This is a genomic window from Kitasatospora sp. NPDC056446 (assembly GCF_042796115.1).
Taxonomy (GTDB): Bacteria; Actinomycetota; Actinomycetes; order Streptomycetales; family Streptomycetaceae; genus Kitasatospora.
This window is the reverse complement of the sequence record NZ_JBHTRF010000005.1, coordinates 127,441-141,588: the sequence shown is the minus strand read 5'-3', so window position 1 is coordinate 141,588 and position 14,148 is coordinate 127,441. Positions and strand designations below refer to the sequence as shown.

Genomic DNA, 14,148 nt, shown 5'->3' with positions numbered 1-14,148 from the left:
ATCGACATGAGCGACGCGCGGCAGGCCCACCGTCCCGACCAGCCGCCGGAGGCGGGTCCGGCACGCGCGTCGTTCATGAACGTGCCCGGCTCCCCGGTGGAGACCAGGCGGCAGCTGCTGGTCAAGGTCGCCTGGATGCTGCTGTGGATGACCTACCTGGCCTACCCGGCGGGCGACCTGCTCGGCGGGGACCACGGCCCGGCGGCCAAGGTGTTCGGGTGGTGCTGCCTGGGCGGGTTCGTGGCGGCGTACGTCCTGCTGGTGGTCTTCCGGTCGCAGACCGGGATGCGGCCGCGGGCCTGCCGGGTCGTCGTCGCGACGATGGTCGGGCTCGCGGTCGTCGCGCCGTTCGTCCTCGGCGGCGCCTTCCTGACCCTGTTCATCTACGCCTCGGTCTGCGTCGCGATCATCACACCGGCGGCTTACTCGCTGCCCGCCCTCGGCGGCATGGCCGCGCTCACCGCCGGGGTCGGGTTCGCGAGCCACGTCGGCACCGACAACATCGCCACCTTCACGCTCAGCGCCTTCCTCTCCGGTGTCGCGATGACCGGCCTCCAGCGGCTGGTCGCCACCATGAAGGAACTGCGCGAGGCCCGGGCCGCCGTCGCGCACCTGGCCGCCTCCGAGGAGCGGCTGCGGCTCGCCCGCGACCTGCACGACCTGCTCGGGCACTCGCTCTCGCTGATCACGCTGAAGAGCGAGCTGGCCGGGCGCTTCATGGACGCCGGCAAGGACGAGGCGGCGCGGGCGCAGGTCGCCGACATCGAGCAGGTCGCCCGGCAGTCGCTGATCGACGTCCGGGAAGCGGTGACCGGCTTCCGCCGCCCGACCCTGCCGGTCGAACTCGCCGCCGCCCGTACCGCGTTGGCCGCGGCGCAGATCCGGCTGGAGGCCGCGCCGGAGCTGCCGGCCGCCTGGCCGGGACTGGCCGACGAGGAGACCGGCGCGCTCGCCTGGGCGCTGCGCGAGGCCGTCACCAACGTGGTCCGGCACGGCGAGGGCGCCACCGTCTGCACGGTGACGGCGGACCGGACCTGGGAGGCGAGCGGCGAGCGGTTCGCCGTCCTGGAGATCACCGACGACGGGCGCGGGCCGGGCAAGTCCAAGCCGGGGAACGGGCTCTCCGGGCTGGAGGAGCGGCTGGCGCTGGTCGGCGGGCGGCTGGAGACCGGGGCGGGGGAGCGGGGGAGGGGTTTCCGGGTGCGGGCCTCGGTGCCGCTGCGGACGGTGTCCGTCGGGCCGGAGTCCTCGACGGTCCGCTAGCGGCGCGGGCGCGGGCGGGCGCTGACGGGCTACGCGGGCGGGCTACGCGGACGGCAGCTCCAGCACGAAGCGGGCGCCGAGCGGGGCGTGGGCGACCCGCAGCGTGCCGCCGTGCCGGGCGGTGATGTCCGCCGCGATGGCCAGGCCCAGGCCGCTTCCCCCGGCGTCCCGGCTGCGGGCCTCGTCCAGCCGGGTGAACGGCTCGAAGATCCGCTCGCGGTCCTCCGGCGGCACGCCCGGGCCGTCGTCCCGGACCTCCAGGACGCACCCCCGCGCGGTCCGCCGCGCGGACAGCACCACCTCGTCGACCGCGTGCCGCCGCGCGTTGTCCAGCAGGTTGCGCACCAGCCGGTGCAGCCGGATCCGGCTGCCGTGCACCGGCACGGCCTCGGGCGCGTCCACCCGCAGGGCGGGCCGGGCGCCGAGGACCGGGCGGTACTGGTCGGCGAGTTCGCGCAGCACGGCGGACAGGTCGACGGTGGTGAGCCGGCCGGCCGTCGCCGGGTGCGTGCCCCGGGCCAGGAACAGCAGGTCCTCGGTGAGCTGCTGGAGGCGCTCCACGGAGGTGAGCGCCTCCTGGGTGGCGGCCGGCCAGTCGGTGCGCTCGGGGTGGGCCAGCGAGACCTCCAGATTGGTGCGCAGCGCCGCGATCGGGCTGCGCAGCTCGTGCGAGGCGTCCGCGACGAAGCGCTGCTGCAGGGTGACGGAGCGCTCCAGCCGGTCCAGCGTGGCGTTGGTGGTCCGGGCCATCCGGGCGATCTCGTCGCCGGAGCGCGGCACCGGGACCCGGCGGTCCAGCCGGTGCTCGCCGATCTCGGCCAGTTCGGCGCGGATCGCGTCCACCGGGCGCAGCGCCCGGCTGGTCGCCGCCCAGGCCATCAGTGCGACCAGCAGGGCGGCGGCGGGCACACCGACCCGGAGCACCGGGTCGATGGTGTGCAGCGAGGACTCGGCCGCGAACGGGGTGGCCAGCACGTACACCGTGAACGGGCCGGCCGAGGGCTTCACCTGGAAGCCGTCCTTCTGCAGCAGCGGGCTCCAGCTGCCCATCGCGGTGAAGGCCCGCCCCGAGTAGCGGTTGGCGGCGCCCGCGCCCCCGGGGGCCAGGGTGATCCGCTGGACCGACTGCCAGTCGTCCGGCGCCAGGCGCGGCACCGCGACCGGACGCGGACCGGCCAGGTGCTGGGTGGTCAGCGGGCCGCCCATGATCAGCACCTGCCCGTCGCCGTCCAGCACCACGTACGGCAGCTGCCCCTTCTCCGGCAGCGGCCGGCCGTACTTGTAGCTGCTGCCGATCTCCCGGGCCTGGGCTTTCGCCTCCGTGGCGGCGGAGTCGACCTGGGCGTCGTACAGGTGGCCGCGCAGCCACCAGGCGCCGGCGCCGAGCAGCAGCAGCGCTGCCAGGCCGGCCGCCAGCGAGGTGCGCAGACGGGTGGACAGACGGCCGATCACGGTCAGGCCTCCAGTCGGTAGCCGGCACCGCGCACGGTGGTGATCGAGCGGACGCCGAAGGGGGTGTCCACCTTGCGGCGCAGCATGCTGATGTACACCTCGACGATCGACTCCTCGCCGTCGAAGGCGATGTCCCACACCTCGTCGACGATCCGGCGCTTGGACAGCACCTCGCCGGGGTGCTCGGCCAGGCAGCGCAGGACGCCGAACTCGCGCTCGGTGAGGGTGATCTCGGCGCTGCCCCGGCCGCAGCGGCGGCCCGCCGGGTCCAGCCACAGGTCGCCCACCCGCAGCAGCGGGCCGGGGGCCTGGCTGCGGCGGAGCAGGGCGCGCAGGCGGGCCAGGAAGACCAGGTAGGAGAACGGCTTGGTCAGGTAGTCGTCGGCACCGGTGTCCAGGCCCTCGGCCTCGTCGTACTCGCCGTCCTTCGCGGTCAGCATCAGGATCGGGGTCGCCACGTCCTCGGTGCGCAGCGCCTCGCACACCTTGTAGCCGTTCAGGCCGGGCAGCATGATGTCGAGCACGATCGCCCGGTAGGCGTGCCGCCGGGCCAGCCGCAGGCCGGTGATGCCGTCCGGGGCGAGGTCGACGGTGTAGCCCTCGGCCTCCAGGCCGCGCCGCACGGCCGCGGCGACCTGGGCATCATCCTCCACCACCAGAATTTCCATGCGGATCAGGATGCCACCGGGGCCGGATCCGTTCCTTAAGCGCTCTTCAGCCTTCTCAGCCCCGCTTCAGGGGACTTGACGCATGCTCTCGCCGGTTTCGCCGACCCGTCCGGGTCGGCGCCCGGAGCGAGAGGGGCTGGCGGATGACCGTTCTCCAGGAGGCCGTCCGGGCCGTGCCGTCGGGGCCGCGGCGCGTGCCGTCGGTGCCGCCGTCCGGGCCGGCTTCGGGGCCGGCTTCGGGGTCGCCGTCCGGGCCGTCGGCCCGGCACCGCAGGCCGCGGCGCACCCTCCCGCCCAGCCTGGTGATGGCGGCGGGAACGGTGGTCTCCCGGGCGACCGGTTTCGTCCGCTCGGCGCTGCTGGTGGCCGTCCTCGGCTCGGGGGTGCTCGCCGACGGGTACAACGTGGCGAACACCGTGCCCAACATCCTGTTCGTGCTGCTGATCGGCGGCGCGCTGAACACCGCGCTGGTGCCCCACCTGGTGCGTGCCGCGAAGGAGTCCGCGGACGGCGGGGCCGCCCACGTCGACCGGCTGGTCACCGTCCTGGTGGCCGCCCTGCTGGTGCTGACGGCGGTGGTCGTGCCGGCCGCGCCGCTCGTCGTCCGGGCGTACACCTCGTACGGGGGCGCGGACTCGGACCGCACCGTGCTGCTGGCGTACCTGTGCCTGCCCCAGGTGCTCTGCTACGGCCTCTTCACCGTGCTCGGCCAACTCCTCAACGCACGCGGGCGGTTCGCGCCGATGGCGTGGGCGCCGGTGCTCAACAACCTGGTCGTGATCGGCGTCTTCGGGGCCTACGTCGGACAACGCTCCTTCTCCACCGCCGACCTGGCGGTCCTCGGCGCCGGTACGACGGCGGGCGTGGTCGCGCAGAGCCTGGTGCTGCTGCCCTGCCTGCGGGCCGCCGGGGTACGGCTGAGACCGCGCTGGGACTGGCGGCGGGCCGGGCTCGGCGAGCCCCTGCGGGCCGCCGGGTGGACCGTGCTGCTGGTGCTCGGCGACCAGCTGAGCTACTGGGTGGTGACCAGGCTCTCCACGCTCGACGGCGCACGGGCCGCCGCCGCCGGGCTCCCCGGCGTCGGGTACACGGCCTACAGCAGCGCCTACCTGCTGTGGATCGTGCCGCACGGGGTGGTCACGGTGTCCGTGGTGACAGCGGCGGTCCCCGCCCTGAGCGCCGCCGACAGCCCGCGCGCCGTCCGCGCGATCCTCACCCGTACGGTCCGCACGATCGCGGCGGTCACCGTCCCGGCGGCCTGCGCCCTCGCCGTCCTCGCACCCCAGCTGTGCGCCCTCGCTTTCGGCCACGGCCGCACCGGCGCCGCCGACATCCGGGCCATCGCCGGCATGCTGACCGCCTTCGCGCCCGGCCTCGTCCTGTACTCCGCCGCGTACGCGCTGACCCGCGCCTTCTACGCGCTCGGCGACAGCCGGACGCCGTTCCTGCTCAACCTGCTGCCCGTCACCGCCACCGCGCTCGGCGCCCTGCTCTGCCACCAGTTGCTGCCGCTGCGCTGGGCCGTCACCGGGATGGCCGGCTGCTACGGCGCCTCCTTCCTGCTCACCTGCCTGGCCGCCGCCCTGCTGCTGCGACGGCGCCTCGGCCCGCTGCGGCTGCCGGCCGCCCACGGGAAACCGCTCCTCGCCGCCCTGCCCGCCACCGCCGCCGCCTGGTACACCGCCCGCTACGGCCCGGTACCCGCCGCCGCCGCGCTCGCCGGCGGCTACCTGCTCCTCGCCCACCTCCTCCGCATCGAAGAACTGTCCGCCCTCACCAGCCGATTGCGCCGCCGATGAGCCACCTGCCGCCCGACGTCACCCACGCCCTCGACGCCCTCCTCCCCGAAGGCCACCCGCTGCGCCCCCAACTCGCGGACCTGCGCATCGCCTCCCGCTGCACCTGCGGCTGCACCGCCCACTTCACCGGCCCCGGCAGCACCGGCCGGGCGGAGATCGTGGCGGAGTCCGCCCTCGGCTACGACGGCGAAGTGCTGCTCTTCGCCGAGGACGGCCGGCTCGCCTGGCTGGAGGTCTGCTCCTGGACCGACCCCAAGCTCACCCTCGACGAAGCCGCCCGCCACCTGCGCGGGGAACCGGGCCGGGTGGACTGACCGTCCTCCCGGGCATGCCTTCCGTACTCGTCATCGGCTTCGACCCGCACGCCGTCCCGGGCCTGGACGGCGACGCCCTGCGGGCCGTCCTCGACACCGGGCTCGCCCGCTTCGCCGAGCACGGCATCGACGCGGCCATGACCCTGGTCGCCCCCGACGACACCGCCGGGCCCGCGATCGTCGCCGCGCTCGACGGGCGCGGGTGGGACGTCGTCGTCATCGGCGGCGGCATCCGCAAGCCCGAACCGGCCCTCCTGTTCTTCGAGCACGTCGTCAACCTCGTCCGCCGCCACGCGCCCCAGGCAGCCATCGCCTTCAACACCAGCGGCGCCGACAGCGTCGAAGCCGCCCGCCGCCACCTGTCCTGACCACCTCCCCTGGCCGCCTCCCCCGGTCGGCGGCGTGCCGCCGGGCCTCCTACAGCAGGCGGCGGTACGCGAGCGCGGGGCGTTCGGCGAGCCGGAACCCGTGGGTGGACCGGAAGCCGTTGCGGGTGAGGACGGCCTGGGAGGCCGGGTTGTCGACAGTGGTGACGGCGGTGAGGGCGGTGAGGCCGTACGACGCGGCGGCCAGCCGACAGGCCTCGGCGACGGCGGCGGTGGCGAGGCCGCGGCCGGCCGCGGATTCGGCGATGCGGTAGCCGAGTTCGGCGCTGCCGTCGGCGAGGTCGACCAGGTTGACCCGGGCCGTGACGGCTCCGGCCGCGTCGAGCACCACGTGGAACCGGCAGGTGCCCGCCGCCTGTTCGGCGAGGAGCGCGGCGTGGCGGTCCGCGAACCCGGCGAAGTACGCGTCGCCGCGGTCCGGGATGCTGCGGGCGAAGTACGCGCGGTTGGCGCGCTCGAAGGCCAGTACGGCGTCGGCGTGGTCGGGGCGCAGCGGTTCCAGGACGGGCATCACGCCAGTCTGGCGCGCAGCGCGCCCGTGAACCACCGGAATACCTCGGTGAGGCTCTCCGGGACGGGCCAGCCGTTGACGGTCGCCAGCAACTGCCAGTAGCGCGTGGCGCGCGGGTCCTCGGCGGTCTCCAGGCGGGCCAGGAGCCACCGGCGCAGGGCGGTGTCGTCGGGGCGGCCGAAGGTCTCGGCGTACGCGGCGGTGAGCCGGTCGAGGACGGGGCCGGCGGCGGGCGAGTCCGGGGCGACGCCGTCCGCCAGGGCCGCGCGGACCGTGGACGCCACGGTGTCGGTGAGCGCGTGGTGCAGGCCGCTGCGGTCCCCGTCCTCCCGGTCGCGGGCCTGCTGCTTGGCCATCTTCCGTACGGCCGCGCGGAAGTCCGGGTCCTGGACGAGTTCACCCAGCTCGACCCAGGCGTCGACCTGCTCCACCCGCGGCTCGTCGGGAAGTTCGGGCATGGCGGCGCGCATCATGGCGACGAACTCCGGGTTGGCGTCCAGCCCGCCGAAGGCCTCGTCGATGAAGTCGTGGACGAGGCGCCGGCGTTCGGCGTCCGAGAGCTTGGCGAGCTTGTGCATGAGTCTCATCTCCTCCGGTGTGGAACCGCGTTGGGCGACGGCGAGCAGCACGGCCCGGCGCAGCCGCAGGGTGCGGATCTGCACCTCCAGGGCTTCGGCGTGCGCCGCGGCGACCTCGTGCAGCGGGGCCTCGCGCTCCAGCACCCGGCGGATCGCGGGCAGGTCGAGCCCGAGGTCGCGCAGGGTGCGGACGAGGTCCAGCCGGGCGAGCGCGTGCAGGTCGTACTGCCGGTAGCCGGCGGCACTGCGTCCGGTGGGCGGGACGAGGCCGGTGTCGGCGTAGAACCGGATCGTCTTGACGGTGAGTCCGGTGCGCCGGGCCAGGTCGCCGATCGAGTAGAGCGTGTCGCTGCCGTCCATGGGCATCACTCTGGAGTCTCCCCTTACCGGAGACGCAAGCCCGGGGTCCTCCCGAGGTCCTAAGGTCGTGGCCATGAACGACACGGCCGTGAACGACACGGACAACGGGGCCTCGATCCGCGTGCTGCTCGCCGAGGACCAGGGGATGGTCCGGGAGGCGCTGGCCGCGCTGCTCGGGCTGGAGGGGGACATCGACGTCGTCGCACAGGTCGGCCGCGGGGACGAGGTGGTGGCGGCGGCGCTGGCGAACGACGTCCAGGTCGCCGTGCTGGACATCGAGATGCCGGGCATGACGGGCATCGAGGCGGCCGCGGAGCTGCGCCGGAGCGCGCCGGGCACGCGGGTGGTGATCGCGACGACCTTCGGCCGCCCCGGCTACCTGCGCCGGGCGATGGAGTCGGGCGCGGACGCGTTCCTGGTGAAGGACGCGCCGGCGTCCGAACTGGCCGAGGCGATCCGCCGGGTGCTGCGCGGGGAGCGGGTGATCGACCCGGCGCTGGCGGCGGCCGCGCTGGCGGAGGGCGCCAACCCGCTGACCGCGCGCGAGCGGGACGTCCTGGGCGCGGCCGCGGACGGCTCGGTGAACGCGGACATCGCCAGGCGGCTGCACCTGTCGGAGGGGACGGTCCGCAACTACCTGTCGATGGCGATCCAGAAGACCGAGGCCCGCAACCGCGCCGAGGCGGTCCGGATCGCCCGCGAGAAGGGCTGGCTCTGACCGAGCCGGCTGCCGCGCACCGGCACCGGCCGTACCGCACCGGCCGTACCGCGCCGGCTCTCAGTTGAGCCGGTGCCGGGCGGCCCGCGCCTCCTGCCGGACCTTGGCGGCGCCGTCCGGGTCGAAGGCGTCCAGGATCTGCGCGTAGGCGTCCATCTCCGCCGAGCCGCCGAGGAAGTCGCCGGTGCGGACGAGGAGTTCGGCGCGTTCCAGCCGGAGCTGGGCCGGGTGCCGGGGCAGCAGCAGGGCGAGTTCGGTGGCCCAGAGCTGGGTGCGGGCGTGCTCGGGGCGGTCGGCGGCCCAGGCGCGGATGTTGCCGAGGACGCGCAGCACGATGTCCATCGGCTGGGCCGGGGTGAGCATGGCGGGGGTGAACTCGTGCCCGGCGGCGGCGACCAGGCCCTGGACGTCCTCCGGGTCGAGCAGCCGCCCGCCGTGGAACGGGTCGGCGAGGACGTAGTCCCGGCCGCCGGCCGGCCCGCCGACGGCGACGATGAAGTGGCCGGGCAGGGCGATGCCGTGGACGGTGAGCCCGGCCCGCTGCCCGACGGCCGTCCACACCAGCGAGAGCATGATCGGCAGTCCCCGCCGCCGCCGCAGCACCTCGGGCAGCAGCGAGGACTCCAGCCGCCGGTAGTCCGACTGCCGCCCGTGGAAGCGCTCCCGGCCGCCGAGGACGGCCGCGAGCAGGGCGGCGGTCTCCTCCGGCCCGGCGGGCGCGCGCTCGGCGACGGCCTGCCGGACGGCGGCGGCGTGCCGCTCCAGCGCGGCCTCGCAGGCGGCGAGCAGGGCGTCCACGCCCGGTGGTTCACCGGGATCGCCAGGGTCGAGCGCCGGGCCGTGTTCGGCGGCGGCGAGCAGGCAGAGCAGCACCGGGTCGGGCTGCTCGGCGCGGGCGGCGTTCCGGAAGCGGTCTCTGCTCTGCTCGGTCACGGTGACGGCGACGGCTTTCGTACGGCGGACGGACAAGGCGACGGGGGACGGGGCGGCCGGGGAGGCGGGCGGCGGACGGGCGGGTGAGCGGGACGGGCGGACGGAGTGGCCGTGCCGGCGAACGGCCCGACCGCTACCCCTGGGGAAGCAGGGCGTAGTGGTAAGTGTGACTGGTCGTGAAGCCGAGTCCGTCATAGAGCGCGATCGCCCCCGGGTTGTCCGCCTCCACCTGCAGGTACCCGCCGCTCGCCCCCTCCTCGGCCGCGCGCGAGGCGAGCACCGACATCAGCGCCGTCGCCAGCCCGGCCCGGCGGGCGTACGGCTGCACCTCGATCGCGCCGAAGCAGGCCCAGGGCCCGTCGATGACGCAGCGTCCGATGGCCAGTGGCGGCTGCCCGGGCGCGCCCGGCGCGGTGGCGAACCAGACCGACGGCCCGCCGTGCAGCACCTGCCGGGCGGCCTCCTCGACGGCCGGGTCCCCGCCGGTCGGCCGGTACAGCGACAGCCAGGCCGGGTCGGCGGTCCTGGCCAGCCGCACCCGGTCGTGCCCGGCGCCGGCCCGGGCGAGCCCGGTCAGCGGGGCGGTGCGGACGAGCGTGGGCGCGTACCCGGGGCCGAACCGGTCGAGTTCCGCGCGCAGCGGGTCCGACGAGCCCGGGGTGATCACCTCGACGTACCCGGGCAGCCCGCGCCGCGCGTACCAGGCGCGGACGGTCTCCAGCGCCTCCGGCAGCGGCCGGCCGGGGTCCCCGAGCGCCTGGACGGAGTTGGCCCGCCGGGTGAACCCGGCCGAGGCGCGCAGCGTCCACTCGCCGAGCCGCTCCTGCTCCACGGCGGGCCAGCCGCGCCCGGCGATCCGCTGGAGTCCGACCGGCGTCACGACCGGCAGCTGAGCGCGCCGGACGGGAAACGGCGGCACGACCTTGCCCGCGACCAGCAACTCCTCCGGCAGGACGACCGGATCCCCGGACCGGGGCTCGACCGTCAACCCATGATCGTCCCACGATGTGAGCACGCCGATCGAATCCCGGAACACCGGCCGGTCGTCCACGAACTCGCAGAGGCGCCGGACGGACACACGTCGTCCCACGTCAGAGCGATCTATCCGGACCTCCGGACGGTCGCTGACCGGGTTGCCTGCCGTCATCTGGCCACCTCCTGTGCATTTGCGGTCTCCGACCCGCGATACTAGGGGCGGGCATCGACGACGCCGCGCTCACCGCGCACGCGAGCAGAACAGAACGGGCCGCCACGGCCCTTCCGAGGAGGAACGACAGCGTGACTTACGTCATCGCGCAGCCTTGTGTCGACGTGAAGGACAAGGCGTGCATCGAAGAGTGCCCGGTTGACTGCATCTACGAGGGCGAGCGATCGCTCTACATCCACCCGGATGAGTGTGTCGACTGTGGCGCGTGCGAGCCGGTCTGCCCGGTCGAGGCGATCTTCTACGAGGACGACACTCCCGAGGAGTGGAAGGACTACTACAAGGCGAACGTCGAGTTCTTCGACGACCTGGGCTCGCCCGGCGGCGCCTCGAAGCTGGGCCTGATCGAGCGTGACCACCCGTTCATCGCCGCTCTGCCGCCGCAGAACGCCGACCACTGACGATCGGTGGCATCGAAGCTGTGAGCAACGACAGCACGCGCGCGCCGTTCCCGGGCCACCCGGGGGCGGCGCGCCGCGTTTCCGACCTCCTGCCGGCCTTCCCCTGGGACAAGCTGGAGCCGTACAAGAAGACCGCCCTCGCCCACCCGGGCGGCCTCTGCGACTTCTCCGTCGGCACCCCAGTGGACCCGGTCCCCGAGGTGATCCAGAAGGCGCTGGCCGCGCACACCGACACCCCCGGCTACCCGACCGTCTGGGGCCCGCTGGAGCTGCGCGAGGCGATCGCCGGCTGGCTGCACCGCCGGGTCGGCGCCGGGATCGGCCCGCAGGCCGTCCTGCCGACCGTCGGCTCCAAGGAGCTGGTGGCCTGGCTGCCGACCCAGCTCGGCCTCGGCCCCGGCGACCAGGTCGCCTACCCGCGCCTGGCCTACCCGACGTACGAGGTGGGCGCGCGCCTGTGCGGCGCGGAGCCGGTCGAGTACGACTCGGTGGACGAGCTGGACGGCTCCCGGGTGCGCCTGATCTGGGTGAACTCGCCGTCCAACCCGACCGGCCGGGTGCTGGACGCGGACGAGCTGCGCCGGGCCGTCGCCTGGGCGCGGGAGCACCGGGCGCTGCTGGTCAGCGACGAGTGCTACCTGGAGCTGGGCTGGGAGGCCGACCCGGTCTCCGTCCTGCACCCGGAGGTGTGCGGGGCCGACCACGAGGGCCTGCTGGCCGTCCACTCGCTCTCCAAGCGCTCCAACCTGGCCGGCTACCGCGCCTCCTTCGTGGCCGGCGACCCGGTGGTGGTCCGGGAGCTGCTGGAGGTGCGCAAGCACGGCGGCATGATCGTGCCCGCGCCCGTCCAGGCGGCGACCGTCGCCGCGCTCGCGGACGACGCGCACGTGGCCGAGCAGCGGGAGCGGTACGCGGCCCGGCGCTCGGCGCTGCGGGCGGCGCTGGAGGCGTACGGCTTCCGGATCGAGCACTCGGAGGCGAGCCTCTACCTGTGGGCGACCCAGGACCGCCCGTGCTGGGAGACGGTGGCCGAACTGTCGCGGCTGGGCATCCTGGTGGCGCCCGGCGACTTCTACGGGCCGGCCGGCGAGCGCTTCGTCCGGGTCGCGTTCACCGCGACGGACGAGCGGGTCGCGGCGGCCGTGGAGCGGCTGACCGCGGCGAGCTGACCGCGGCGCCGCTCTCGGCGCCGACCGCGAGCAGGCCGAAGGGGCCGGTGTTCCGAGAAGGAACACCGGCCCCTTCGCCGTGCGGCTTCGCGCCGGAGCGCGCGGCGACCGCGCGGGGCCGCGCGATCACGCGGCCCCGTACGGCAGGCGGACTACAGCGGCAGGCCGCTGATGCTGCCGCCGTTCACGCCGCCCAGCAGCCCGCCGATCGGGCCGAGCGCGCCGGTGAGGCCGGACAGCGGGTTGTTCGGGCCGAGGTCGGCGCCGCCGAGGCGGTTGGCCGAGCCGTGCTCGGCCAGGCCGAGGACGTCGGCGCCGGGCAGGCCGCCCGGCAGGGTGCGGGTGACCGAGCCGAGCGGCAGCGCGCGCTCCACCGAGCCCAGCGGCAGCGCGTCGGTGACGGCGCTGGTGCCGGGGACGGCGCCGGAGAGCTTGTCGGCGCCGGGCAGGCCCTTGGCGACGGAGCCCGCCTGGGCGAGCCCGCCGACCGGGCTGGCGGCGGCGTCGGCGCTGCGGGTGCCCGTGCCCTTGCCGGTGACGGTCTCGCCGAGCTTGCCGGCCAGGCCCGAGGCGACCTTGGGGGTGACCGCGGAGAGCTGGCCGGTGGTGGCGGCGGTCTGGTCGACCGGTGCGGTCAGCGAGCTGGCCTTCTCGTTCGCCTCGGGGAGCTGCTGGGCGACGATGTTGCCGGCGGCGTCGGCCGAGGCCGGTACGCCCGCGGCGACGGTGGCCGCGCCGGTGGTGCCGGCGGCCTGCCCGAGCTGGTGGGTGGTGTGCTGGAGGGTGGAACCGGTGTCGGTGTTGGTCAGCTGGCCCAGCGGCGCGGCGAGGTCGCTCTTGGGCAGCAGGGCGTCCCCGCCCAGGGCCGACGCGGAGCCGGCTGCGACCAGCGGGGTCGCTCCGGCGGCCACGATGAGCGCGGCCTGGGCGATCCGGCGCGTGAGGGGGTGAGACATGGGGCTCCTCGAAGGGGTCTGGGTCCGTCCCGTCCGCCCCCTGGGACCGGGCGTGGACGACCGGGCGGACGACGTTGTTACCGCTTGAGAAGCCAGAAGGTTTCGGCCGGTGCAAGGAAAGTGCCTGACCGACCATCGGATCGTACGATCACGGCACCCGGCCCCCGCCGGGCCCGCCCGGGCACCGCCGGGCCGTTCCCGGCCAAGGGAAGTGACGGTTCTCCGGCCGGGGCCGGCCGGGGCTGTCCGGGGGTGCCGGAACGGGCGGCCGGTCCACCGGGGTTGACCGGAATCACCCGTCCGGCGGCAACCCGAACGTCCGTGCGTCAACTCTTGTCGGGAGCGGCCAGCGTGACCTGGACGAGCTTGGTCGAGGTCCCCGAGGTCTGCGTCTGCCAGCCGTCGCCCGACTTGGCCTTGCGCCAGATCTTCCCGTCGTAGGCGACCGTCGCGATGCCCAGCTGCTGGGCCTGGGCGACCGCCCAGTGGGCCACCTCCCAGCCGCTCGCCCGCTCGGCGCTCACCCCGCCGTCGGCCCCGGCGTCCGCCGAGGAGGTCAGCGCGGCGGTGGCCGGGTCCGGGGTCAGCGAGACGGCGTTCTCCGCGCCCTTGATGGTCGAGGCGTAGCCGGTGGCCGGGGTGACGGTGCGCCCGAACTCCCGGCGCACCCGGTCGGACAGCACCTGCGCCCGGTCCGGAGTCGCGGCCGGGGTGGCGGAGGCGCCCGCGGTGGGGGAGGCGGAGTCCCCCGGGTCCGGCTTCGCGTAGTCGTGCACGATGCAGGAGAAGGAGCCCGGCTCCCGGCCGGACAGCGCCGAGGTGAGCAGGGTCGCCTTGGTCTCGTGCTTGGCGTAGGCCTGCGGGTACCCGCTCTTCTGCACCGCCTGCGCGGCGTCGGTCAGCGGCAGCCGGGTGTAGCCGGGGACCTTCACCAGGCCGTCCAGGAACTTGTTGGTCGCGTACACCGGGTCCGCGATCTGCTCCGGGGTGCCCCAGCCCATCGAGGGCCGCTGCTGGAAGAGGCCGATCGAGTCCCGGTCGCCGCCCGCCAGGTTGCGCAGCTTGGACTCCTGCATGGCGGTCGCCAGCGAGATCGCGGTCGCCCGGTCCGGCAGCCCGCGCGAACGCGCCACCGCGGCGATCGTCGCGGCGTTGGCGGCCTGCGGCAGCTCCAGGGTGCCGGTGCCCGCCGCGGTCTTCACCGTGCAGCCCTCGGACTCGCCCGGCTTGAAGCCGAACCACCAGATGCCCACCACGGCCAGGCCCGCGACCAGCGCGAGGCCGAGCAGTCCGACGATCACCATCAGCAGCGCGCGCACCGGACCCCGGCGGCGGACGGGAGCCTCCTCGTCGCCCGTCTCCCCGCTGCTCCTTCTCCTGGCCACCGTCGCCCCTCTCGCGCCTGCACCTTGATCCGACACCGTACCCACTCGGAC

15 protein-coding genes are annotated in these 14,148 nt (G+C 75.1%); 7 read left to right on the top strand and 8 right to left on the bottom strand.

From position 1 onward, the window contains the following. Positions 1–6 precede the first annotated feature (6 nt). Positions 7–1,263, top strand: coding sequence for a sensor histidine kinase (locus ACFQ6N_RS05410; protein ID WP_380647046.1), 1,257 nt, complete (start codon positions 7–9; stop codon positions 1,261–1,263). Positions 1,264–1,305: 42 nt separating this feature from the next. Here the strand turns inward: ACFQ6N_RS05410 and ACFQ6N_RS05405 are convergent, their stop codons facing one another. Next, the gene (locus tag ACFQ6N_RS05405) at positions 1,306–2,715 is read right to left on the bottom strand and encodes a sensor histidine kinase (protein ID WP_380647045.1); all 1,410 of its coding nucleotides are present in this window, start codon (positions 2,713–2,715) and stop codon (positions 1,306–1,308) included. A 2-nt stretch (positions 2,716–2,717) separates the two neighbouring features. Continuing rightward, positions 2,718–3,383 carry a response regulator gene (locus ACFQ6N_RS05400; RefSeq protein WP_380647043.1) on the bottom strand — a complete coding sequence of 222 codons (666 nt, stop codon included), beginning with the start codon at positions 3,381–3,383 and terminating at the stop codon, positions 2,718–2,720. Positions 3,384–3,688: 305 nt separating this feature from the next. Here ACFQ6N_RS05400 and murJ point away from each other — a divergent pair, with 305 nt between their 5' ends. Genes murJ through ACFQ6N_RS05385 form a run of 3 tightly spaced genes read left to right on the top strand, consistent with a single transcriptional unit; the run spans position 3,689 to position 5,864 of the window. Further along, positions 3,689–5,182, top strand: a complete 1,494-nt coding sequence (gene murJ, locus ACFQ6N_RS05395; protein WP_380647041.1) for a murein biosynthesis integral membrane protein MurJ — start codon at positions 3,689–3,691, stop codon at positions 5,180–5,182. After that, a complete protein-coding gene (locus ACFQ6N_RS05390) occupies positions 5,179–5,496 on the top strand; it encodes a hypothetical protein (protein ID WP_380647040.1) in 318 nt (105 codons plus the stop codon). Before murJ ends, ACFQ6N_RS05390 begins: the two co-directional genes overlap by 4 nt. Positions 5,497–5,510: 14 nt before the next feature. Next, on the top strand, positions 5,511–5,864 hold the full coding sequence (locus ACFQ6N_RS05385; RefSeq protein WP_380647039.1) for a hypothetical protein: 354 nt from the start codon (positions 5,511–5,513) through the stop codon (positions 5,862–5,864). A 49-nt stretch (positions 5,865–5,913) separates the two neighbouring features. On the opposite strand, the gene ACFQ6N_RS05380 is transcribed toward ACFQ6N_RS05385, so the two are convergent. After that, complete coding sequence (locus ACFQ6N_RS05380) at positions 5,914–6,393, bottom strand: GNAT family N-acetyltransferase (RefSeq protein ID WP_380647038.1); 480 nt, start codon at positions 6,391–6,393, stop codon at positions 5,914–5,916. Continuing rightward, positions 6,393–7,331 (bottom strand): MerR family transcriptional regulator, encoded by a 939-nt coding sequence (locus ACFQ6N_RS05375; RefSeq protein ID WP_380647037.1) that lies wholly within the window; start codon positions 7,329–7,331, stop codon positions 6,393–6,395. The genes ACFQ6N_RS05380 and ACFQ6N_RS05375 overlap by 1 nt, the downstream gene beginning before the upstream one ends. A 73-nt stretch (positions 7,332–7,404) precedes the next feature. On the opposite strand from ACFQ6N_RS05375, the gene ACFQ6N_RS05370 reads away from it, so the two are divergent. Next, complete coding sequence (locus ACFQ6N_RS05370; protein WP_380647036.1) at positions 7,405–8,049, top strand: response regulator; 645 nt, start codon at positions 7,405–7,407, stop codon at positions 8,047–8,049. 60 nt (positions 8,050–8,109) lie between these two features. Here the strand turns inward: ACFQ6N_RS05370 and ACFQ6N_RS05365 are convergent, their stop codons facing one another. Together ACFQ6N_RS05365 and ACFQ6N_RS05360 are read right to left on the bottom strand one after the other, a co-directional pair. Beyond that, positions 8,110–9,018, bottom strand: a complete 909-nt coding sequence (locus tag ACFQ6N_RS05365) for a transglutaminase family protein (RefSeq protein WP_380647034.1) — start codon at positions 9,016–9,018, stop codon at positions 8,110–8,112. A 97-nt stretch (positions 9,019–9,115) separates the two neighbouring features. Further along, on the bottom strand, positions 9,116–9,970 hold the full coding sequence (locus ACFQ6N_RS05360; RefSeq protein ID WP_380647033.1) for a GNAT family N-acetyltransferase: 855 nt from the start codon (positions 9,968–9,970) through the stop codon (positions 9,116–9,118). Between the two features lie 290 nt (positions 9,971–10,260). On the opposite strand from ACFQ6N_RS05360, the gene fdxA reads away from it, so the two are divergent. Both fdxA and dapC read left to right on the top strand, forming a co-directional pair. Then, entirely contained in the window at positions 10,261–10,587 is a 327-nt protein-coding gene (fdxA, locus tag ACFQ6N_RS05355; RefSeq protein WP_030061559.1) for a ferredoxin, read from the top strand. Between the two features lie 20 nt (positions 10,588–10,607). Then, positions 10,608–11,756, top strand: coding sequence for a succinyldiaminopimelate transaminase (dapC, locus tag ACFQ6N_RS05350; RefSeq protein ID WP_380647032.1), 1,149 nt, complete (start codon positions 10,608–10,610; stop codon positions 11,754–11,756). A gap of 152 nt (positions 11,757–11,908) precedes the next feature. On the opposite strand, the gene ACFQ6N_RS05345 is transcribed toward dapC, so the two are convergent. Both ACFQ6N_RS05345 and ACFQ6N_RS05340 read right to left on the bottom strand, forming a co-directional pair. Continuing rightward, complete coding sequence (locus ACFQ6N_RS05345) at positions 11,909–12,712, bottom strand: hypothetical protein (RefSeq protein WP_380647031.1); 804 nt, start codon at positions 12,710–12,712, stop codon at positions 11,909–11,911. Between the two features lie 326 nt (positions 12,713–13,038). Continuing rightward, positions 13,039–14,097: a hypothetical protein gene (locus ACFQ6N_RS05340; RefSeq protein ID WP_380647030.1), complete on the bottom strand. Its 1,059-nt coding sequence runs from the start codon at positions 14,095–14,097 to the stop codon at positions 13,039–13,041. Between the last annotated feature and the right edge of the window lie 51 nt (positions 14,098–14,148).